Origin of the sequence: Xylocopilactobacillus apis, assembly GCF_033095965.1 — a bacterium.
In the GTDB taxonomy this organism is placed as follows: domain Bacteria; phylum Bacillota; class Bacilli; order Lactobacillales; family Lactobacillaceae; genus Xylocopilactobacillus; species Xylocopilactobacillus apis.
Window position 1 is genome coordinate 211,430 of record NZ_AP026801.1, and the last position, 21,004, is coordinate 232,433.

Here is a 21,004-nt window from a genome sequence, read left to right on the forward strand (position 1 = left end):
AAGAAATAATGTCAATAATTAAGTTAGATCACATAAATAAAACAATTGGTCAGAAGATGATTCTAAATGATATTTCTTTAGAATTAGATGAGCAGTTAGTTTATGGTTTTGCAGGTCCCAATGGTTCAGGAAAGACGATGTTATTAAAAAGCATCATTGGATTTGTTCACCCAACTTCGGGTCAGGTTGAAGTGATGGGACAAAAAATCCGCAAAGATGTTTTATTTGCACCAACTATTGGATTCTCTTTTGGGACAGAAGGATTATTACCCATTTTTGATGGCAAAACAAACCTTCAATTAATTTTGAGTGCCGATCCAAAGTCCAACAAATATCATCAAATTGAAGAAATTCTTCGATTAGTAGGATTAGATCCAAACGATCGGAGAACTGTTAAAAATTATTCTCTTGGAATGCAGCAGCGTCTTAGTATTGGCTGTGCATTAATTAATGATCTACCAATCATTATTTTAGATGAACCGACAAACGGCTTAGATAAGAAAGGGCAGGAATTTTTGGTTCAATTAATTGGAAAATTAAAGTCGCAGCGTAAAACCGTTCTTTTAACTAGTCATGATGAGGCATTTTTAACTAAAGTCAGTGATCAGGTATTTAATATAAGCGAAGGACAAATCGTTGAATAAAAAAAATATCCTTGAATATATTAAGCACAACTTTATTAAACTTTCATTTTTTTTGGTGATTGCTGTAATTGTTTTTGTTTTTGGTTTGGGATTTACTCAAAGAAGTAGAGTTAATGCTTATAACGATTTAAAGATCACAAGCTTAACTACTCATAAACCGTTAAGCGCAAATGGACTCACAATTTCAGTATTAAAGCGTAAAGTTGATCGAAAGAAAGAAATAATTACATACGAGTTGAAAGTTGATGCACCAAAGGACACAGCATTTCCAACTTTTAATTTTTATGTTGCCGATTTTAATATGTCTGCTGGATGTAATTCTTCAGTTAATATGTTTTCTGAAGCTAAGATTAATGGTAAATTAATCAAAAATGTTCCTAAAGGCACCAGTATTGTGACGATCTCAGCAGAGATTTGGCCTGAAACGAAGTCTAAGGATTTTAATTTGGTCTTTTCACGGTACGAATCAACCAAGCGACGCTATGCAGTATATGTTTTGGATTAATAGAAAAAAGGATTGCCAATTTCTTAAGCAGTCCTTTTTTGTAGCTATAATGAATCAATTCGTTTTGTCCTGAGATAAACAAGGAACCCCAAAGACAAAATAGTAATTGTTTTTGCGCTGGAAGTCAGATTTAAAATTAAAAATATCAAAATCAATAGGTCAATCATGATTTCGATTGGATCAATTTTAGTTTTGTTCATTTTCAGTTAACAGCTGATCGATTGTTTTCAAAACTGCTTCGTCATTATTATTTCCGATGACATTTCTTGCAATTCCTTTAATTTCATCGGTTGCATTTCCCATCGCAAAACTATATTTTGCATGGTTCAACATCTCTTTATCGTTTCCATTATCACCAAAAGCTGCTACTTCGTCATCTGCGATTCCTAGCTGTTCCTGCACCTTTTTAATGCCAGTGGCTTTATGAACCTTTGGCAAAATTAAATCAATTCCGCCGCCGCCCGTTGGAACTAAAACCAATTCGTTATTTAATTCTTCGTTTATTTGATCTCTGATAGGTGAGGTTTTGGCAGCTGCAAAATCAAGTGAGTATTTGATAATGTCATCTTCAATGTCTTCAAGAGCGTGAACTTTCTGGATTTGAGGGAAGAAAAATGAAGCCATTTTATACTCTTCGTCAGTTAGTCCATCAAGCGCATAGGCGCTTTTGAATCCACAGGCAACAATAAAGTCCGGTTTGTAATGACTTAGAGTTTGTGCCACCTTTGCATTAACGTTTTTGGGTACTTTGGCGTGATAGATTGGTTCATTATGCAAATAAATGTTGCCGCCGTTCTCAGCCACAAAAGTGATTTCTTCTTTATAAGGAGCAAAGAATTCTGATAATTGATAATATTGATTGCCGCTTGCGACAACAAACTCAACATGCTGCTGTTTCATTTTTCGATAGAGCTGATCGAAATATTCGTGGTTATATTGTTTTTGATCATCTAAAAAAGTTCCATCCATATCAACGGCAATTAATTTTACACTCATTGAAAACTCCTTGTTTTTAAGTTCAGTATATCAATTTTAAGGTTCGGGTGTTAGACCTTTTACTGTAAAATTGATGATTCGGGTCATTTCACTAAGGTCATCCCAATCTGATTCGCAGATTAGAAAATAATGCTGAGCAACATAGCCGATCATTTCAGTCAACAAGAAACGTAAAATGTCAGGATTAGGCCAATTAACCAACTGATCATTTTCTTTTAGTAAATTAAAAACCTTATTTAAAGCATTAATTTTTTGAGCAGGAATCCAAGAAATAAAAATATCGGAAATTTCTTGATTATAGATGATTTCCTTAATTAGAATTTGGACGGGTAAAATATTTCGTTCAATAAAACGCACTTGACTGTTAATAAATGAGAAAACAAAATCTTTTAGTTTAATTTTCTTAGGATCCAGAAAATCGTTGGGATTATCAGGCAGAAATTCTAAAGCAAGCGGCCGGATGATGGCAATTAATAATTCCCGCTTGTTGCCAAACTTCTTAAATAGGGTACCTTCTGAGACTTTAGCTTCGTTTGCGATTTGTTGAGTGCTAGTTGAAGCAAAACCATTTTGGGCAAAAAGTTGGAGGGCAGCTTTAAAAATTAGTTTTTGTTTGGGACTGAGACTGTTGAGTTCTTTCACATGTAAGTAAACGGTTGGTAAATCGCTATTCATTTCTAACACCTCCATGTTAAATTCAGTGAATACTTACCATAAGTATAATGGAATTTATGTAAAAAATCTAATACAAACAACAGATTTTAGTGCTGTTGACTTTGATAAAACAACATTCTATAATAAGGAAAATAAACAAGAAAGTAAGTAATCACTTTCTTTGGAGGCAGTGTTTATGTTAAATGATCAGTATGAAGGTACAAGAAAGAAATTCCGCTGGGTTAGTTTAATTTTTGGCATCATCATGGCAGTGTTGGGCTTAGTAGTTTTTATGCACCCGGCCAAGTTTGCTTTAACTGTAACCTGGTTATTCTCAATTGCGATTTTAATTAATGGAATATTGAGTTTCATTTTTTGGTATGATATCGGAAGAGACGGTTATCCCAAACCGGGAGTTCTATTAATAGATGCAATTCTTGATGTGATTTTAGCAGTAATAATAATGGCATCTCCAGGTGTTGATAAGTTTGTAATGCTTGGTTATATGTTTGCCTTTTGGTTTATCTTTGATTCAGCAACCTCTCTTTCAATGGCGTCTTTATCATTTCATCCCGGATTTAATATGATTCTAGGTATATTGGGTTTGATCTTGGGTGTTATCATGTTGTTCACTCCAATGATTGGGGCTGTTACGGTTGCATATATTGCAGGAGCTTATATGATAATTTTCGGAATTATGTTAATTAGTCGAGCATTCTAGCTCGCAGGAGGAATCATGGAAAATGTAATTTCTGTCTCATTCAATGATGATGCAAAAGCTTATCAGGCGTTATCGGATTTAAAAAATAGTGTCTCTTCATTTACAATTTTAAGTGCCCGTTTAATTGAAAAAGTTGGCAATACTTATGTTCAAAAAGACGGCTTTGACGCAGATGCTTATGGTGAAAATTTTGCTGAGGGCGGATTAATCGGCGCCTTAATTGGGATTTTAGGCGGTCCACTTGGAGTCATCTTAGGCGGCAGTATTGGAATGCTGATCGGCAGTGCCGGAGATGTCAGTGCAGCTAATAACGAACAAGATACAATGATGGAAATCGTTCAAGGCTCTAAGAGCGGTTTGGTCTTAGTATTGATTGCGCAAGAAGAAAATTCTGACGATTTAAATACGTTTTTGCAAAAGTATGACGTTAAAGAAATTGTGCGAGAAGACTTCTCAGAAGTACATCGTAAGATTTTGGCAGCTGAAAAGGCTCAAAAGAAATTAGAAAAAGATGCACATGATGAAGTTGTTCTGCAAAAGAAAAAAGCTTTCAAGAAGAAAGTTGCTGCGACTCGCAATGAGATTAAAGCTCGTTTTGCAAAAATTACTGAAGGTAAAGATCATAGCTAGAATTTAGGAGTTGCGAAAGCAACTTTTTTTACTGCCAAAAACGGTACTTAGCTGCAAAATAACTGCAAAGATACCACCAAAAACTAGCGTAAAAAATTCCGCCTAGAATATCGGTTGGAAAATGAACAAATAAATAAACTCGGCTAAAAATTATAAATAGGAAAAATATTGTCATTGTGATTTGGATTAAGGGTTTAAGTTTATTAAAATAAGGCACTATTAAATAGAAAAACGTAAATAATAAAAGCAGGCTGCCAAAGGTATGCCCACTAGGAAAGCTGTAGGTTCCCTCTGGTACCATTCTTTCAAAGGGCCTTTGACGAGCAATTACTTGTTTAATAATTGATAAAAGGATTCCGCCACCACTGAAAATGACGATTACGCCGATTCCGTTACGGATTTTTCTTTGATAAAGGAAAAAAATAAAGATCAAAAAGACCCAAACAACGGTAACTTTGGGGCTTGCTAATTTAGTCAATTCGCTAATCACCTGCGTTTTGGCAGGAGAGATAAAAGGTCTGACAAAATTTTGAATTGCTTGATCCAAGGAATTAGTGACCTTTAGTTTAATCAAGATTGCTAGTATGATTAAAGCACTGAGATTTAAAAGTGAAAGAATTTTATAACGATGTAATTTTTGAATTTTGGGTTCCTCGCATGATATAAAAGTGACTGAACTCATTTTTCTAGTTATAATTTAAGAAAGATGTTTATTCAGGAGTTTCATTAATTGATTAAAAAAATTATCAAACTCAGTCAAAAAACTGACAATGTTAAATACGGGATTATTGCAGCTTATCTATTATACATGATCCCAGTTTGTGTCTCGATGTCACTAGCGCATGCGGGTTCGATTTATAATGGAGTTTTTCAGGTTATTAACTTCATTACCATGTTTGCCTTTTGGCTTTTTGCCGTTGTTTTAGGGCGGTTGTCAGGAGTTTCGCAAGGATATAGCGGTTATTTTGTGATTCTTAGTGTCTGGGTCTATCAGAAATTTTCTTTTCTAACTGGTCATCAAGTCCTTTTTATTACATTATTTGTGATTGGGACTTTCTGGCTGATTTATGAACTTTTAAGAGCATTTCTATATTCTTCGACGCTAGCACGCATCGATCCAAAAGCATTAACCTACAACATTAGCGGTAATTTGCTTTTCTTTTTGGTTAGTTATTTTATGAGCTTAGCACCTTCAGCAAGTTTAACTTATCAAACGGGCAATGGTGCTGAATCGCTCTTAATTTTCATTTACTACTTTCTGCATGTATTAGGGATTGCAGCTGTTGGATTTAGTATTTGGTTCTATCTCTATAATTTGAGAAAAAGAGCCAATCGTTCAACGATTTGGGGAAATTCATTTTTAATCGTGTCGAGTGTGTTATTTACTTTTCTATTCTTTTTATTCACTAATTTAGTGTGGTCAGCTTTATTCTATTATGTGGTGGCTTTGATGCCGCTTGGATGTGTGTTAATTATTCCAATTAACATTAATAAGGATTCGCTAAAGAACCATGATCTAGCGATCTAATAGAGCCTTGAGTTTTCTTCTGGAAACTAAGGCTTTTTCTTCGTTTGCAAAATGAACAGTCAAATTCTTCTTGTCTACTTCAATGACGTTATCCAGATTAATCAAGAAAGACTTATGGCAGCGATATAATCGATCATCTAACTTTTCCAAATCAGATAATTTACCCATAAATTCAGTTCTTCTTTTTTTGGAAATTAAAATTACCTGATGAGGTTTATTAGAGGTTTCAAAGTACAAAATATCCGAAAAAGGAATTTTAATTTTGCGGGCTTTGTTTTCAAAGATAAAAGGGTCATCAAGTTCTTGATCATTTTGTTTTGAACGAACATATTCAAGGCTCTCTTTGATTCTGGTTTCAAATTGCGGATCGGTCTTTGAAATAAAATCCAGAGCACTGACTTTATAAGAATAGGTGAGAGTTGCAAATTCTAAATGGCTTGTAACAAAAACAATTGCACCCACCTCATCTTTTTCACGAATTGCTTTGGCTACATCGAGTCCTTTTTTAGGCTCGTTTTTGATATCGACGTCTAGAAAATAAAGATTACAGGGATCCTGACTTTCAATACAGTCGATCAGATTATTTGGCTTGCCGGTCGCAAATAAATGGTCGATCTTGAAGTTAAAATTATTAATAATGTTTTCAAGTGACTTTCTTTGGAATAAGTCGTCTTCTAAGATAAAAATGTTCATAGCTGTTCTTCGTTAATTGAGATAATTTGCGTAAAAGAGTTATTGCTAACCTCGGTATCAAGTTCGACAAAATCATAGGAATCAACGATTTTCTTAAGGTTATAAAGACCAATCCCTTGATGATTCTTCTTGGTAGAAAAGTTAGCATTGAATATTTTACCAAGCGGAATATTTGTTTCGTTAGTATTGTTTTGGATAACTAACATCAAAGTTTCGTCTTTTTTAAATAAAGCAAGTTTGAGCATTGGTTCAGCGGTCTTTTTTGCTTCTTCTGTGGCGTTATCGATTAAGATGGAAATCATGCGGACGAGATCAATCAAGTCGACTTCTAAATCATCGATTACTTCTTCAATTTCTAGTTCAACTTGAATGTGATCTTTTTTGGCTTCTGTTAATTTCCAATAAAGGACGCTTTTAAGGGCTGAATTTTTGACGTTAGAAAGGTCACTAAAATCAACGGCAGTCGTTAAATCCATGGAAGACGAATTTTCCATTTCACCATATATTTGACGGATTTCTGTTATGTCACCAGCTTTAATACTAGATTTAAGTGTTAGAAAAATATTTAAATAATCGTGACGAAATCCACGTAAAGTTTGATACATCGCTTCGATTTCTGAGGTATAAGAACCCAGCTGCTGAATCTGTTTGTCTTTAATTTCTTGTAGTTCGTGTTGGAAATATCGATCAATTTTCTGACTGATAAAAGTTTCGATTCCAAAGAAAATAAAAATTAAAAAGAAGACAAGATAGCGGCTGGAATCAATATCTTGGCGGTTATAGTAAAACTCGTAGAAATAAACGCCTAAGAAAATTATAAAAATTAAAGAAATGATGATGTTTAAAGGACTAATAATTTTCTTTTGAATGTATTCATTATTTCTATTAAGTAAACGCCAGTCAATACGATAGATTTTGGTGACAATGTAATGAAGAAAGATTGGTAAGATTAAAGAGATAATCGTAAAAATATCATTATATTCTTTGAAAACTTGGTCGGACACGAAAATCATAAAGGTCTGTTCAACGAAGTTAGTAAGAATTAATGCAACAGAAGCTGAATACACAGAGAGAAATATTGATTGACTGATTGAAAACTTTTTGAGTAAAGAATAGACGAAGAAGAATGGGATAATCATGAATACAGATAAGCGAGTCAAGAACGCAAAGCATGCGAAAAAGTAAAGGACAGAATAAGCAAAACCAAATAAACTGATTTTTCGAGCTACTGAATAATAGATTCCCCAAAGCAATAAAACTTGGGTAAAAGCAATAACTAGGTGCATATTTTCTCCGTCAAAATTATTTTTTAAATACTTCAATTGGGTGTCGATATTTGTTGCTGTGTTCTACTGCATATCGGGCAACTTCATTGTAGCTTTCGTGTTTTTTACTGTGGTAGCCGCAATTTTTATCAAGGCATTTCCAATAGTAATATTTAGCGGGTTTAACCATACTGAAGCGAAAATCATTTCCATAAATTAAATTGGAAGACATCTGAGGTTCTGCTTCATAAAATAAGAATAGTAATAACAAAATTTTTAAAATGATTTTTATTAATTTTTTTGACATACAACCCTTTATTTTTTGAATACTTCAACTGGATGTATATATTTGTAGCTGTGATCTAGTGCGTATCGAGAAGACTCTAGGTAACCTTCGTGTTTTTTGCTACGGTAACCGCAATTTTTATCACGGCATTTCCAATAGTAATATTTAGCAGGTTTAACCATACTGAAGCGAAAATCATTTCCATCAATTAAATTAGAAGACATATCAGGTTCTACTTCGTAAACTAAGAATAGTAATAACGAAATTTTAAAAATGATTTTTATTATTTTTTTGACATTTAAAATTAAATTTAACACAACAATTTATTAAGATCAAAAAAATCACCATCTAATCGAGGTGATTTTAAAACTGTATAAATTTTATTTTATCGTAAAAGTACAGACACAGTGCCTATAATTTACCTTTGAGCAGCTTTATCTTATAAACATGGACACCGTGCTCATAGTTTGTGCTATGAGCTAATGCGTATCTTGAAGCAGATATGTAAGAATCGTGAATATTACTCACGTATTCACAGCCTTTAGTAAGGCATTCCCACTGCCAGTAAGTTTGTTCATTTACGTCAACTTGTTTTTGAGAAACTTCTAGCTTAGGTATTTCAAAAGGATTTGTCTCGACGGGAGTTAGTGCAGCCGAATTTAAAGTACTAACTGACGATATAAAAAACATAATTTTTGTAAACATGAATCTCTCTCCTTAAACTAGGGTAATTTGACGACCTTAATGGCATGTCGATAATTTTGACTATGAGCCACCGCATATCTACAAGCAGAAGTGTAAGAATCATGAATGTTACTTACGTATTCACAGCCTTTAGTTATACAGCTCCATTGCCATTGAGGTTCTTTTTCTGAAACAACGATTTGTGAAGCGCCAAAAGGAGTAGTTTGAGGGGACTCAATCTGGGTATGTAATTGGGTTGTACCAAATACTCCAATTGAAGATAGGCAAAACATAAAATTTCTAAACATCTAATTAACCTTCCTTTGATTCTGATACTAAAAATATAAGGTTAATTTCTGGATTTGGACATCAATAGTCCTAAACGGTCGAATAATTGTCTCAAAAGGTAAAAAAAAAGAGCTGACGTTTTAACATCAACTCTTTTTATTAATTTAAGCTGGTAAGGCGTAAGTTCCATCAATCCATTGATTGGCTCCGACCTTGTACCAAGTTGTACCGTTTATATAATATTTGGCTGAATACTTCCAAGAAGTTCCATGCTTTAATTTCTGACCGGTAAAAGCTTTGCCAGCAGTAGCTTTGTTCCAAACTGCGATGCTGTAACCAGGGACGTACTTTACTTTTACGACTCCGCGTTCAGCCACTTCGCCAACTGAATCTTTTAAGACAGCGTATTGAGCTGGAATCCACTTGTTAGTTCCAATGTTGTAAAATGATGTACCATCATGAAGAGTAATTTTCTTCTTTGCAACAATTGGTGCTCCATCGCCTAAGCGTTCGCCAGTTTCTTTTCTGATACCAGCAAATGAGTCGTACACTTTAATGCTGTATCCCGGATAATATTTAACAGTCCCACTAACATTTAAGTTTTCTACTTTCGGATCGTATTGATCTAAACTGTAAGTTTTAATTGCATTAATTAATGTATTAGCGTACGTTGGACTTGTTGCATAGCGTCCTTGCAGCCATTTAGCAGAATCCTGATAAGTAGTAGTGTTTTCAAGCCAAGTTCCGGAGTAATAATTCTTATCCCAAGTTAGTCCATAACGAAGTTTTTGAGCGTTATCAGAAAAACTATCAGAATAGTCGTTATAAACTCTGAATTTGGCATTTATTGTTACATATTTATTACTTGCTTTGTCCCATTCCTGAGTAGGATAAGTAACAGTTTTACCGGTCCAGCCGGTTCCTGCCTTAATTCCGAAAAGATTATAGTTAGGAGCACTTCCTAATTTGGAAGTTCCCCAATTACTTTCGATGATTGCTTGTGCCATCATGATTGAAGTCCAAAGGCCGTACTGGTCAGACATTTTAATTGCATGTGGTTTAGCTGAATTCATAAAGTTTTGTTGAGCAGGTGTTATCGCAGCATGCACAATTTGTGTCTGGGAAGCTGCAGTTACTGCTGGAACTATCGGCATTGAAACTAGTGCCAAGGCAGCAGCGCATAATTTTGTCTTTTTAAACAAGGTTTCCTCCAAAAAATTAACTCAGGTAAGGATAACATATTTTTGGTTGATCGAAAGATTTGTATTTAATTTGATAACGAAATGTCTTTTTTGTTGAAGAAAGTATCAGCAATTAAATAGAAAATGCAGATGTAAACAAGATTTGCAGCTAGGGTAATTGCAAAGTCACTGTTAAACTTCGTCAGATCAGTTAAATACTTGTAAGAGTAAAAAGGTGATAATCTAAAACCCCAACTATCAATTTTAATTTTTAATAACATTGCGATAACAGTCCAAATACCAGGAATAACATAATAGTAGACAATTGAAATTGCAGTTGCCATTGAGGAACTGTTAATCACTGTTGAGATCATTAAAGCAAAAGATGAGAAGAACACAGTTTCAAACAAGACAGTTAAAATTGCAATCCCACCTTTATTAAATACCACGTCCATTCCTGGAGCCTGTCCGAAAAATATTAATACAAAAATATAATTAAGAATTATTGACACTAAAGTGAAAGCAGACATTAAAATAGCAATTGAAGCAAATTTAGCCATTAAAATTTTGTGCCGATCATATGGACGTGTTAAGAGAAATTTAATCGTTCCGCTAGACATTTCACGAGTAATCGTTGTCGAAGCAAAAAGAATTCCTAACAAAATAAGAAAAGAAATTGAGATTTGCATCGATGTCTCAAAAAAACTATTAATATCCCAATCATGGGATTTCGATGAGAACCGAATTATTGCAAAAAATGCTAACGTAGTGATTAACTGTAGTGTTGGAAAAGGAATTGAAATTCCCTTGCGGCGGAAAAATTTGCGCCATTCATTTATTAGTAATTTCATTCGTTAGTTCCTTTCTGTTGATTATCCGCTGTAATGGTATTAAGGAATGAATCTTCAAGCGAACTGTGTGAAAGCTGCAGCCCTAAAAGAGGAACGTCGTTAGTAACTAAGATACGGGCAATTTCAGCTCTTTGATCGCCGTCTTCTTCATTAATAGAAACTTCAAGTCGATTAAGTTTATTAGTTACATGGTATCCTTTATCAATTAACAACGCTTCAGCGTGCTGGACGTCACTGCCGACTTCAACGTAAATAACAGAATCAGTTCGACTAAGAAAGTCGCTCATCTTACCTTCATAAATTTTTTGACCTTTATTTATAATGAAAAGATCATTAACTACATCTTGAATTTCTGAAAGAATATGACTTGAAATAATGATACTGTTGCCCTGTTGGACAAAGTTTTTCATTAAATCTCGGAAGTCTTTCATTCCCTGAGGATCAAGTCCGTTCATTGGTTCATCTAAAAGTAAAACTTTTGGATTATGCATTGTTGCATTAGCAACACCCAATCGCTGGCGCATTCCAAGTGAATAGCCTTTAACTTTCTTCTTTTCTGCCCCTTTAAGACCAGTATTAGCAAGATCCTGCATTAATTCTTCATTAGAAATATCCTTGCGGCTCATGTCGGCAAAAATCCGCAGATTTTGTAATCCCGTCATATAGTTATAAAATTCAGGACTTTCAATGATGGTTCCAATATTAAAAGCGGCTTTTTCAAAATTCTTCTTAGTATCATGACCGCAAACTTGAACCGATCCACTGGTTTGGTGCATTAAACCAGTAATGATTCTTAAAAGCGTTGTTTTACCAGCACCGTTAGGTCCTAAAAAGCCTAAAATTCGGCCTGGTGCAACTTTAAAAGAAATATCGTTAAGAATTTGATTATTATGAATCTTCTTAGACACATTATTTACTTCAACAAGGTAGTTGGTATTTTCCAATTTTCCCACTTTCTAATCTAAATAAAGATTAATTAATTTCTTTTCCTGAATCAGATACATAACGATTCCAGAGATTGTAAGAATAACGGCTTCTGATAATACTAATCCTAAATATGTTGGGAAAAGGACTGATTTTTTAACAATTCCATCAAGCCACATTTCCCAAGCAATGATAAACATGGAAAGTGAAAAAATTACATCAAGAGTGACGTATTTTGCAATCACGTTTTTCATATTTTTAGTAATCAAGTAGATTAAAGCCAAAACGAGAACGGTTTGAGCAGTACCGATTAAAACATCTAATTTTATTGGAGACCCCAAAAAGTTTGCAACTGCGCATCCTACTCCAAGGGAATAAATATATCGGTAGTTATAAAAGATCAGAAAATTCAATGCTTCGGAAATTCTAAACTGAACTGGTCCAAACTCTACTCCCGGAATAATATTAGTTAAAACAACATATAAAGCGGCAACGACGGCCAGCTTTGCAATATTTTTGATCGACAAAGATATTTTCCTCCATAAATAACAATATCTAATTTAGGTTAAAGGCGCACGGTTGTCAAACTAGTGACTGATTAGTTAGACTTGTTACTGTGTTATACTTTGATAATTGAGGATATATTTATGAATGAACAAGTTCAATCAAAGAATAAATTAGATTTTTTTAAGCGATTTTACAATCCAAAAGAGATGTTTTACAAACGAAAGTATAAATGGTGGCAAAATACCATTTTTCTAATACTTTTTGCGGTCATTGGAACGGTGGGGGCATATATTTATTTGGCTAATCCTAATTATTACCGTAAAGCCATTACTTCGAGTTTGACTTATTATACTGACAAAACCAAGGATCCGGAATTTCAAAAATCAGTTGCTTCTGCGGAATTTGAAGATGGTAAGCTTATTTATCACGGGACAAAAAGGATCCGAAAAAATCAAAAATTTGATTTGGGGATTAATTTAACCCAAAAGGAAATGGAAAAAGAAAAACCACGGGCAGGAATAGTCTTTAATCGAAAACATATTGTTCTTTATGCCAGAAATGCGGAATCAAAGAAATATACCTTGGGTCGGGTAGATTTTCCTTATAGTTCTAATTTTAATAACAAAAATTCTAATTTGAAAAAAGAAATTGAGAAATCTTGGTTTGCTGCCAATACTAAAGCTTATTTGCAGTCAATTTGGGTTACGTGGATTTTTGGTTTTATTTTTAGAATTCTCTTAGTATGGATGATTTTTATTCTAGTGCTTAGATCAATAATAACTGGCGTTAATAAGAAAGAAGAATCGATGGTTAATCTCTTTGGATTTTTATCGAATGCAACTTTAATTCCAATTTTAATCATGGCAATCTTTAGTTCATTTGCGTTTAATTCCTTGACGTCAATAGCAGTATTCGTTGTCGCGTTACTAGTAATTGTAATAATCACTTGGGTACAGACAAGATTTTCTGATGAACCAGTTAAAATAAAAGGAAAAAAATGAAGTTAAAACCGGAGACTAGTCGTAAATTTATTAGTATTTTTTCTATTGTTGCGATTGTTGTGACGGTAATTTTAACTATCTGGGCATTGCAAACTGGTATTTTTACTGATCGTAAGAAAATGATTGCTCTTCTTGGACGTAATGAAGTTATCAAAGTTGCAATTTTTATTTTTCTACAGATTTTTCAAGTTGTAGTACCAATCATTCCAGGAGGAATCACTTTAGGGGTCGGAGTTATTGTATTTGGTCCATTTTGGGGCTTCATTTATAATTACCTAAGTATTTGTCTCGGCTCGTTGATTAATTTTTATTTAGCTCGTCGGTACGGTAAAAAATTTATTCAATACGTTGCGAAGCCTGAAACCTACGAGAAATATGAAAAAATGGCTAGTAAAAATAATCGCTTTCTTTGGCTTTTCGCAATTATGATTGCCGCACCTTTTGCACCTGATGATATTTTATGTTTGGTGGCGGGATTAACTGAGATGACATATCGCCAATTTATTTGTATTATTTTAATATGCAAGATTCCAACAATTCTGTCTTATAGTTTTGTTTTGGTTTATGGCGGAGACTTCTTAAGTAAACTAATTCGTAGTTGGCAGCACTAATTTTTTTACAAAGTTCAATATTTAAAAAAAAATTGCATGAGAATGCAACTTTTTAAGGATTTTTTCCCTTATACTGAATATATTGACAGATGAGATGTCAAGTTCAGTTGTAAGGGAGTAATAGTATTGAAAGGGGAGCAGGATAATATTAGGCGAGCTAAGCACTTGTTTTCTATTTACGAGATTTTACAAAAGTCTATTAAACAGATCCAAGATAAAATACCTGAATCTACGATAGAATGTATTGCACCTGACTTGCTCTTAATGCAAAAGGAAATCGTAAAAGAATACGATGAGTTATACTTGCTTTTAAAAATCAGATATTTAATAGATCGAAAAGATTTTAACGAACTTAATTTAAAATATATTGATTTTGAAGATGGTGCTGCCTTAAAAGATGAATAATATTAAGGTAGCTTTTTATTTAAAAAAAAAACAGGATTTTTCAGTCCTGTTTTTTTTGAAGAACAAAGTGATTGGGTTCGATTTCTACTAATTTGCCAGGCAGAGGATTGATTTTTAGTTGATTATTAGAAGAGACTTGTTGGCGATTGCGTTCATAATCAGGATCAGGGACAGGAACAGATGCTAAAAGATTTTGTGTATAAGGGTGTATTGGATGACGATAAATTTTTTCAGCCGGTGCTAGTTCAACAATTTGTCCCTGATTCATCACAGCGATTCGATCAGAAATATATTTAACCATTGAAAGATCGTGCGCAATAAATAAATATGTTAATTGATATTTTTGCTGTAAGTCTGCCAGAAGATTTACGATTTGTGCTTGAATGGAAACATCAAGTGAAGCAATCGGTTCGTCGGCAATAATTACTTTGGGTTCAACTGCTAAAGTTCTAGCAATGCTAACTCTTTGCCGCTGACCGCCAGAAAATTCAAATGGATACTGATCAGCAGATCTTTGATCTAACCCAACCATTGTTAGAAGTTCAGCGATTTTTTGATCACGTTGATCTTTTGAAGGGATCAACTTAAATGTATCAATTCCTTCAGCAATAATATCTTTTACCTTCATTCTAGGATCTAAAGAAGACAAAGGATCTTGAAAAATCATTTGAACGTCTTTATGAAATGATTTTAGTTGATCTCTTTTAAATGTATTAATATCTTCTCCCGCATACAGAATCTGGCCCGAGGAGGGTTTTAACAGATGAATTAAAGTTTTTCCGATAGTTGACTTGCCGGAACCAGTTTCTCCAACGAGTCCTAATGTTTCACCTTTTTTAATGCTAAATGAAACATTGTCGATTGCTTTTATTTCATTTTTTTTTCCACGATTAAAAGTTTTGGTTAAATTTTTAATTTCATATAGGTTCATCAGATTTTTCCTTTAGCAGCTCTTGGTAATATTTATGACGATCTGAAATCTCTTTGGGCAATAAAATCTTAGGTGCATCAGGATGTAAAAGCCAAGTGGCTGCATAATGAGTGGGGCTGACCTTAAAAAATGGGGGCTGTTTTTTAAAATCAATTTTTAAAGCATAAGGATTTCTTGGTGCAAAGGCATCACCAATTGGTGGATTAATCAAGCTCGGCGGCGTTCCTTCAATTGTTTTTAGCCGCGTTCTTTTATCAAGCTGAAGATCTGGCATTGAATTTAAAAGTCCCCAGGTGTAAGGGTGACGGGGATCGTAAAAAATTTCGTCAACCAAACCGATTTCAACAATTTTTCCAGCATACATCACGGCAATTCGGTCAGCAATTCCAGCGACCGTTCCAAGATCGTGAGTGATAAAAATCATTGTCTGCTGCAGTTTTTTAATTAGGTTAATGATTTGAGCCTGTACGGTAACGTCCAGAGCTGTGGTTGGTTCGTCAGCAATTAAAATTTCAGGATTATTAATTAAAGCGCTGGCAATAACAATTCTCTGTCGTTGCCCGCCGGAAAACTGATGAGGATAATCATTAAACCTTTGTTCTGCATTTTGAATTCCGACAAGTTTTAAAAGTTCAGTTGCTTTAGATTTACTTTTTTTTCGATCATGATGATGAATTTCAAAACTTTCCGCAATTTGATAACCGATCTTCATTGTGGGATCCAATGATGTTAAAGGATCTTGCATGATGATTGAAATATTGTTGCCGCGAATTTTTTCCAATTCACGTTCTTTAAGCTTTAAAAGGTCTTGATCCTGAAATATAATTTTTCCATCGATTATTTCTTCATTATTAGTAAGCAGTTTCAAAATTGTACGAACAGTAACAGATTTTCCAGACCCTGATTCACCAACAATCGCTAAAGTTTCATTAGGCAAGAGGTCAAAACTTAGATTACGAACCGCCTGGACCGTGCCGGCATGAGTATGAAATTTAACAGAGAGATTTTTAACACTAAGAATATTATCCATATTTATTCCTCGATTTCGGGATCAAGTGCATCTCTTAATCCATCGCCTAAAAGATTGAAAGAAATCATAATGATGCAGATCATTAAAGCAGGGAAAAATAATTGGTATGGCAGATAGTGAAAAGCCTGCTGCCCATCAGAAAGCAACGTTCCAAGACTTGCGTTTGGAGCAGGAATTCCAATTCCAATGTAGCTTAAAAATGCTTCAAAGAAAATAGCAGAAGGAATTGTAAACATAGTCTGAATTATAATGGTTGAAGAAATGTTTGGCAGAATATGTTTAAAAGCAATTCTTACCTTACTAACTCCTAAATTTTTAGCTGCCAAGATAAAGTCTTGATTTTTAATTTTTAAAGTTGCAGCTCTTGTCAAACGAGCCATTGTAAACCAGCTGCTATAGGCAATCGCAATAATAATTGATATTAAGCCCGGCTTGAAAACAAGCAGCATTAAGATCACAACGACTAGACTGGGAATTGAAGAGATAATTTCTATTAATCTCTGCATAATTAGGTCAGCTTTGCCTCCGAGATAACCTGAGATAACTCCATAGCTTACGCCAATTAATAAATCCACTGCTGTTGAAATTAATGCAATAAGTAAAGAAAGTCTGGTCCCAGCTAAGATTCGAGAGAATAAATCTCTTCCCAAGTAATCTGTTCCCATCACAAAATATGTTGATTTTGGAACGTGGGAAAGAGCGTATAGATCACTACTCCCGACTTTACCTGTAAATCCAGGAATTTTACCTGAACCAATTTTGGGTGGAAGATAAGCATAAGATACATTCTGGTGGTTAGGATTAGTCGGATTAAGCCAGATAGAAACAAATGAAACCACCGTAATAAAAATAATAACCACTAAGGAAGCTATTGCGACCTTATTTTTTTTGAAGCGCCTAAGAACGTCCTGATTGTATGAAAGATTTGTTTTGTTGGAAGAAAAGGTCTGTATAAAGCTTTTTTTGCCTGATGCAAAGTCAAAGTCGCTTTTAGATAGTTTCATAGTTTTCTCCCGTTTCTAAAGAAATTCGAGGATCGATAAACACATACAATATATCAATAATAAAGGTGACAAATATAAGAATCGAAGAATAAAGAATCGTTAATCCCATAATCGTGGGGTAGTCATTAGTAGTAATTGATTTGACAAATTGTTCGCCGATTCCTGGAACTGAAAAAATATTTTCAACAACCATTGATCCGGTCATTAAATCAACAATCATCGGACCTGTAACGGTAATAATTGGCACCATCGAATTACGCAAGGCATGATTTTTAATAAGTTCCCATGAACTGTCGCCTTTGGCTTTTGCGAGCTCAATGTAGTCACTGTGGAGAATTTCAACCATTTCGGATCGCATAAAGCGGGCAGTATTTGCAAGAGGTGCCATTGCTAGAGCCAAAGTAGGCAGGATGCTGTAACTAAAACCATTCCACAAAGCAGCCGGTAAAAGATGCCATTTGTCGGCAAGAAAAAATTGAAGAATAACGGCAAATACAAAGTTTGGAACTGAACGACCAAGGATTGCAAAAAAAGTTGCAGTTGTATCAATCCAAGTCTTGCGATGAATTGCTGAAATTGTACCTAAAATAATGCCAATAAATGTTCCGATAATTAAAGCTTGAAAGGTCAACTGCATCGTTGGCCCCAATCTAGAGAATATTAATTGAGAAACCGGCTGATCACTAAATTGAAAGCTGGTACCGAAATTTCCGTGAAAGACATTAACCAGATATTTAAAATATTGAAGCCAAATCGGGTCATTTAGACCAAATTGCTGGTTAAGGATGTGCACTTGACTTGCTGTTAACTTGTCTGCATTGGCATAAGGAGAGCCGGGCATTAATTTTAGTAAAAAGAAAGTAATCGTAATAATGATATACATTGTGATAATCATATATCCGATTCTTTTAAAAATATACTTAACCATATTCCTCCCTCCTGTAACCGTTTATTTTACTATACCGCAAAATTGTAAAATTATTTGAAAAAAATGAAAATATCCTTTTGTTACAAGTACTTTTATACAGCTTTTTGATTAATTATTATGATAATCGTAATCTTTTTTTATAATTATTATTGACGTGCATGTAACCTTTCCGTAGAATAAAGCCTAACATTTTATTTAAGACGGGAGAAAAGTTATGAAAAAAATGAAACAAATTTCCGTTCTAGTTATGTTACTTTCTTTATCTATCTTTTTTTTAGTTGGTTGTGCTGCAAAGCCTCAAACAATTGGTAATGAGCCTAAAGGTTCTGAAATATCAATTGGTGTAAATCTGGAACTTAGTGGAAATGCTGCTGCCTATGGGCAAGCAGCGCTTAAGGGAATTAATTATGCAAGTGATCAAATTAATCACGATGGAGGCATTAAAATTAAGGGAAAAAGAATGAAAATTAAACTAGTTACGAAAGATAACACTAGTAATAATTATCAAACAGCAATGGCAAATTCAAATCTTGCCTCTAGCGTGAAGGTATCTGCAATTATTGGACCGTGTGTTTCTGCTAATGTGGCAGCAGGTCTTCCTAAAGCAACTGAATCAGCAGTTCCAGTGTTAACTTCACAAGGAACTTCTGATAAATTAACCCTTCAAAGAAACGGTGAAGTTCAGCCAGATGCTTTTCGAGCTTGTTACACAGATAGTTATCAAGGAGTAATTCTTGCTCACTATGCTGATAATGTTTTAAAAGCTAACACAGTTGCAATATTAGGAGATAAAACTTCTGATTATTCAGTTGGACTAATAAAAGCATTTAAGAGTGCATATAAAGGAAAGATTGTTGATACTCAGTATTATCAGGCAGGAGATAAGGATTTTAATGCAACGATTACAAAGTTAAAAGGTGAGAAGTTTAAAGCCCTTTTTGTTCCTGGTTATTATAATGAAGCCGGGTTAATTATTAAACAAGCACGTCAAGCCGGAATTAAAGCTGCGATCCTTGGACCAGACGGCTTTTCTGATGATACATTGTTTAAATTAGCTGGTAAGGAAAATTCAACAAATATTTACTATACAAATCATTTTGATCCAATGGTACCTAATGATCGGGTAAAACCTTTCATTAAAGATTATAAGAAGAAATTTAAAGAAGAGCCATCAGGCTTTACAGCTCTTGGATATGATGCTGTTTATATGATTAAAACTGCGATTGAAAATGAACAGTCAGCTAATTCCAAGAAAGTAGCCCTTGGTCTTGCTAATCTTAAGGATTTTAAAGGTGTGACGGGAACAATGACGATGGATAAAAATCATAATCCAAAAAAAGATGTAATCGTTGTTAAATTTAACCACGGAGTCAAAGTTTCAGCGACGGCGGTTAAGTAAATGATTATGACAAATCTTACTTTATACATATAAATCGTTAAACATTCATTTATAGCTATTTTTTCTAATAATTATCATTTGACATGTATAAAACCTTTCCGTAGAATAAAATCTAATAATCTTTAGGGCGGGAGAAAAATATTGAAAAAAGAAAAACAAATATTAAGTCTACTTTGTTTGGCTTCATTATTAACCCTTTTTTTAACCGGGTGTGCCTCGAAAGCTAAGGCAACAGGAAACGAGCCGAAGGGTTCGGAAGTACTAATTGGAGTAAATATTGAGCTTAGTGGAACGGCGGCATCATATGGTCAGGCGACTTTGAAAGGGATTAACTATGCTGTTGAAAAAATTAATGAGAGTGGTGGAGTAAAGCTTAATGGTGATAAAAAGAAAATCAAACTTATTACCAAAGATGACACCAGTAATAATTATCAAACGGCAATGGCAGCTTCAAATCTTGCTTCTAGTGCTAAAGTTTCAGCAATTGTTGGTCCTTGTGTTTCTGCCAGCTTTGCAGCGGCGCTGCCGAAAGCTACAGAAGCAGCGGTTCCAACGGTAGCACCAGCTGGGACAGCGGATACCCTAACGCTTAAAAAAGACGGAAGTGTTCAGCCGGATGCGTATAGAGCTTGTTATACTGATAGTTATCAAGGAGTAATTCTTGCGCACTATGCATATCAGAATTTGAAGGCTGACACGGTTGCAATTTTGGGAGATAAAACTTCTGATTACTCAGCTGGATTAATTAAGGCTTTCAAAGGTGCATATAAAGGTAAAATTGTTGATACACAATACTATCAAGCGGGGGATAAAGATTTCAATGCAACGATTACTAAGTTGAAAAGTGAAAACTTTAAAGCATTATTTGTCCCAGGATATTACAACGAAGCAGGTTTAATTATTAAACAAGCCCGTCAAGCAGGAATTAAGGCCGCAATTTTAGGGCCGGATGGTTTTTCAGATGATACCTTATTTAAGTTAGCTGGAAAAGAAAACGTGACTGACGTTTATTATACAAATCATTTCGATGCCATGGCGCCGGCAAATGACCGCGTAAAACCTTTTATTAATTCATATAAAAAGAAATTTGGCGAAGAACCATCTGGTTTTACAGCACTTGGATATGATGCTGTTTATATGATTAAAGCAGCAATGGAAAAAGAACAGTCAGTCAATTCTATTAAGGTAGCAAAAGGATTGGCCAGCTTAACTAATTTTGAAGGGGTCACCGGAACGATGACCATGGATAAAAATCATAATCCAAAAAAGGATGTGATTGTTGTTAAATTTAATCATGGAGTTAAAGTATCTGCTGCCGCAGTACGATAGTAGATGGGG

Annotated in this window: 25 protein-coding genes; 10 read left to right on the forward strand and 15 right to left on the reverse strand. The window is 34.4% G+C overall.

The genetic code is table 11. The features are described 5' to 3' along the window. Positions 1–8 precede the first annotated feature (8 nt). Both R8749_RS00875 and R8749_RS00880 read left to right on the forward strand, forming a co-directional pair. On the forward strand, positions 9–644 hold the full coding sequence (locus tag R8749_RS00875) for an ABC transporter ATP-binding protein (RefSeq protein WP_317697090.1): 636 nt from the start codon (positions 9–11) through the stop codon (positions 642–644). Further along, the gene (locus R8749_RS00880; protein ID WP_317697092.1) at positions 637–1,149 is read left to right on the forward strand and encodes a hypothetical protein; all 513 of its coding nucleotides are present in this window, start codon (positions 637–639) and stop codon (positions 1,147–1,149) included. The genes R8749_RS00875 and R8749_RS00880 overlap by 8 nt, the downstream gene beginning before the upstream one ends. Positions 1,150–1,335: 186 nt before the next feature. Here R8749_RS00880 and R8749_RS00885 read toward each other — a convergent pair whose 3' ends face one another. Continuing rightward, positions 1,336–2,145 (reverse strand): Cof-type HAD-IIB family hydrolase, encoded by an 810-nt coding sequence (locus R8749_RS00885; RefSeq protein WP_317697095.1) that lies wholly within the window; start codon positions 2,143–2,145, stop codon positions 1,336–1,338. Between the two features lie 36 nt (positions 2,146–2,181). Continuing rightward, positions 2,182–2,820 carry a TetR/AcrR family transcriptional regulator gene (locus tag R8749_RS00890; protein ID WP_317697097.1) on the reverse strand — a complete coding sequence of 213 codons (639 nt, stop codon included), beginning with the start codon at positions 2,818–2,820 and terminating at the stop codon, positions 2,182–2,184. A 175-nt stretch (positions 2,821–2,995) separates the two neighbouring features. Here R8749_RS00890 and R8749_RS00895 point away from each other — a divergent pair, with 175 nt between their 5' ends. Both R8749_RS00895 and R8749_RS00900 read left to right on the forward strand, forming a co-directional pair. After that, positions 2,996–3,520, forward strand: coding sequence for an HdeD family acid-resistance protein (locus R8749_RS00895; protein WP_317697099.1), 525 nt, complete (start codon positions 2,996–2,998; stop codon positions 3,518–3,520). Between the two features lie 15 nt (positions 3,521–3,535). Beyond that, complete coding sequence (locus tag R8749_RS00900) at positions 3,536–4,150, forward strand: DUF1269 domain-containing protein (protein WP_317697101.1); 615 nt, start codon at positions 3,536–3,538, stop codon at positions 4,148–4,150. Between the two features lie 28 nt (positions 4,151–4,178). Here R8749_RS00900 and R8749_RS00905 read toward each other — a convergent pair whose 3' ends face one another. Next, on the reverse strand, positions 4,179–4,628 hold the full coding sequence (locus R8749_RS00905) for a phosphatase PAP2 family protein (RefSeq protein ID WP_331678451.1): 450 nt from the start codon (positions 4,626–4,628) through the stop codon (positions 4,179–4,181). A gap of 252 nt (positions 4,629–4,880) precedes the next feature. Here R8749_RS00905 and R8749_RS00910 point away from each other — a divergent pair, with 252 nt between their 5' ends. Next, positions 4,881–5,678 (forward strand): hypothetical protein, encoded by a 798-nt coding sequence (locus tag R8749_RS00910; RefSeq protein WP_317697106.1) that lies wholly within the window; start codon positions 4,881–4,883, stop codon positions 5,676–5,678. Here the strand turns inward: R8749_RS00910 and R8749_RS00915 are convergent. From R8749_RS00915 to R8749_RS00950, 8 genes are all read right to left on the reverse strand, one after another. Further along, on the reverse strand, positions 5,667–6,371 hold the full coding sequence (locus R8749_RS00915; RefSeq protein ID WP_317697108.1) for a LytR/AlgR family response regulator transcription factor: 705 nt from the start codon (positions 6,369–6,371) through the stop codon (positions 5,667–5,669). The genes R8749_RS00910 and R8749_RS00915 overlap by 12 nt on opposite strands. Further along, positions 6,368–7,693, reverse strand: coding sequence for a sensor histidine kinase (locus R8749_RS00920; protein ID WP_317697111.1), 1,326 nt, complete (start codon positions 7,691–7,693; stop codon positions 6,368–6,370). The genes R8749_RS00915 and R8749_RS00920 overlap by 4 nt, the downstream gene beginning before the upstream one ends. 640 nt (positions 7,694–8,333) lie before the next feature. After that, positions 8,334–8,627: a hypothetical protein gene (locus R8749_RS00925; RefSeq protein ID WP_317697113.1), complete on the reverse strand. Its 294-nt coding sequence runs from the start codon at positions 8,625–8,627 to the stop codon at positions 8,334–8,336. A gap of 17 nt (positions 8,628–8,644) precedes the next feature. After that, entirely contained in the window at positions 8,645–8,914 is a 270-nt protein-coding gene (locus R8749_RS00930; protein WP_317697115.1) for a hypothetical protein, read from the reverse strand. Positions 8,915–9,058: 144 nt separating this feature from the next. Beyond that, complete coding sequence (locus R8749_RS00935; protein WP_317697117.1) at positions 9,059–10,096, reverse strand: glycoside hydrolase family 73 protein; 1,038 nt, start codon at positions 10,094–10,096, stop codon at positions 9,059–9,061. Positions 10,097–10,161: 65 nt separating this feature from the next. Further along, positions 10,162–10,926 carry an ABC transporter permease gene (locus R8749_RS00940; RefSeq protein WP_317697120.1) on the reverse strand — a complete coding sequence of 255 codons (765 nt, stop codon included), beginning with the start codon at positions 10,924–10,926 and terminating at the stop codon, positions 10,162–10,164. Beyond that, positions 10,923–11,870 (reverse strand): ABC transporter ATP-binding protein, encoded by a 948-nt coding sequence (locus R8749_RS00945; protein ID WP_317697122.1) that lies wholly within the window; start codon positions 11,868–11,870, stop codon positions 10,923–10,925. The genes R8749_RS00940 and R8749_RS00945 overlap by 4 nt, the downstream gene beginning before the upstream one ends. A gap of 12 nt (positions 11,871–11,882) precedes the next feature. Beyond that, positions 11,883–12,377 (reverse strand): QueT transporter family protein, encoded by a 495-nt coding sequence (locus R8749_RS00950; RefSeq protein WP_317697124.1) that lies wholly within the window; start codon positions 12,375–12,377, stop codon positions 11,883–11,885. Positions 12,378–12,497: 120 nt separating this feature from the next. Between R8749_RS00950 and R8749_RS00955 the strand changes: the two genes are divergently transcribed. The 3 genes from R8749_RS00955 (at position 12,498) to R8749_RS00965 (ending at position 14,374) form a co-directional block, all read left to right on the forward strand. Beyond that, positions 12,498–13,358: a hypothetical protein gene (locus R8749_RS00955; protein ID WP_317697126.1), complete on the forward strand. Its 861-nt coding sequence runs from the start codon at positions 12,498–12,500 to the stop codon at positions 13,356–13,358. Continuing rightward, positions 13,355–13,969 carry a TVP38/TMEM64 family protein gene (locus R8749_RS00960; protein ID WP_317697127.1) on the forward strand — a complete coding sequence of 205 codons (615 nt, stop codon included), beginning with the start codon at positions 13,355–13,357 and terminating at the stop codon, positions 13,967–13,969. The genes R8749_RS00955 and R8749_RS00960 overlap by 4 nt, the downstream gene beginning before the upstream one ends. A 126-nt stretch (positions 13,970–14,095) precedes the next feature. Further along, positions 14,096–14,374 carry a hypothetical protein gene (locus R8749_RS00965; protein WP_317697128.1) on the forward strand — a complete coding sequence of 93 codons (279 nt, stop codon included), beginning with the start codon at positions 14,096–14,098 and terminating at the stop codon, positions 14,372–14,374. A gap of 40 nt (positions 14,375–14,414) precedes the next feature. Here R8749_RS00965 and R8749_RS00970 read toward each other — a convergent pair whose 3' ends face one another. From R8749_RS00970 to opp3b, 4 genes are read right to left on the reverse strand one after another with little or no spacing between them, the layout of a single operon-like run. Then, positions 14,415–15,305 carry an ABC transporter ATP-binding protein gene (locus R8749_RS00970; RefSeq protein WP_317697129.1) on the reverse strand — a complete coding sequence of 297 codons (891 nt, stop codon included), beginning with the start codon at positions 15,303–15,305 and terminating at the stop codon, positions 14,415–14,417. Then, positions 15,292–16,335, reverse strand: a complete 1,044-nt coding sequence (locus R8749_RS00975) for an ABC transporter ATP-binding protein (RefSeq protein WP_317697130.1) — start codon at positions 16,333–16,335, stop codon at positions 15,292–15,294. The genes R8749_RS00970 and R8749_RS00975 overlap by 14 nt, the downstream gene beginning before the upstream one ends. Positions 16,336–16,337: 2 nt before the next feature. Continuing rightward, positions 16,338–17,339, reverse strand: coding sequence for an ABC transporter permease (locus R8749_RS00980; RefSeq protein WP_317697131.1), 1,002 nt, complete (start codon positions 17,337–17,339; stop codon positions 16,338–16,340). Then, positions 17,326–18,267: an oligopeptide ABC transporter permease gene (opp3b, locus tag R8749_RS00985; protein ID WP_317697132.1), complete on the reverse strand. Its 942-nt coding sequence runs from the start codon at positions 18,265–18,267 to the stop codon at positions 17,326–17,328. The genes R8749_RS00980 and opp3b overlap by 14 nt, the downstream gene beginning before the upstream one ends. Positions 18,268–18,481: 214 nt before the next feature. On the opposite strand from opp3b, the gene R8749_RS00990 reads away from it, so the two are divergent. Both R8749_RS00990 and R8749_RS00995 read left to right on the forward strand, forming a co-directional pair. Further along, positions 18,482–19,666: an ABC transporter substrate-binding protein gene (locus R8749_RS00990; protein WP_317697133.1), complete on the forward strand. Its 1,185-nt coding sequence runs from the start codon at positions 18,482–18,484 to the stop codon at positions 19,664–19,666. 141 nt (positions 19,667–19,807) lie between these two features. Next, positions 19,808–20,995, forward strand: a complete 1,188-nt coding sequence (locus R8749_RS00995; RefSeq protein ID WP_317697135.1) for an ABC transporter substrate-binding protein — start codon at positions 19,808–19,810, stop codon at positions 20,993–20,995. Positions 20,996–21,004: the final 9 nt, after the last annotated feature.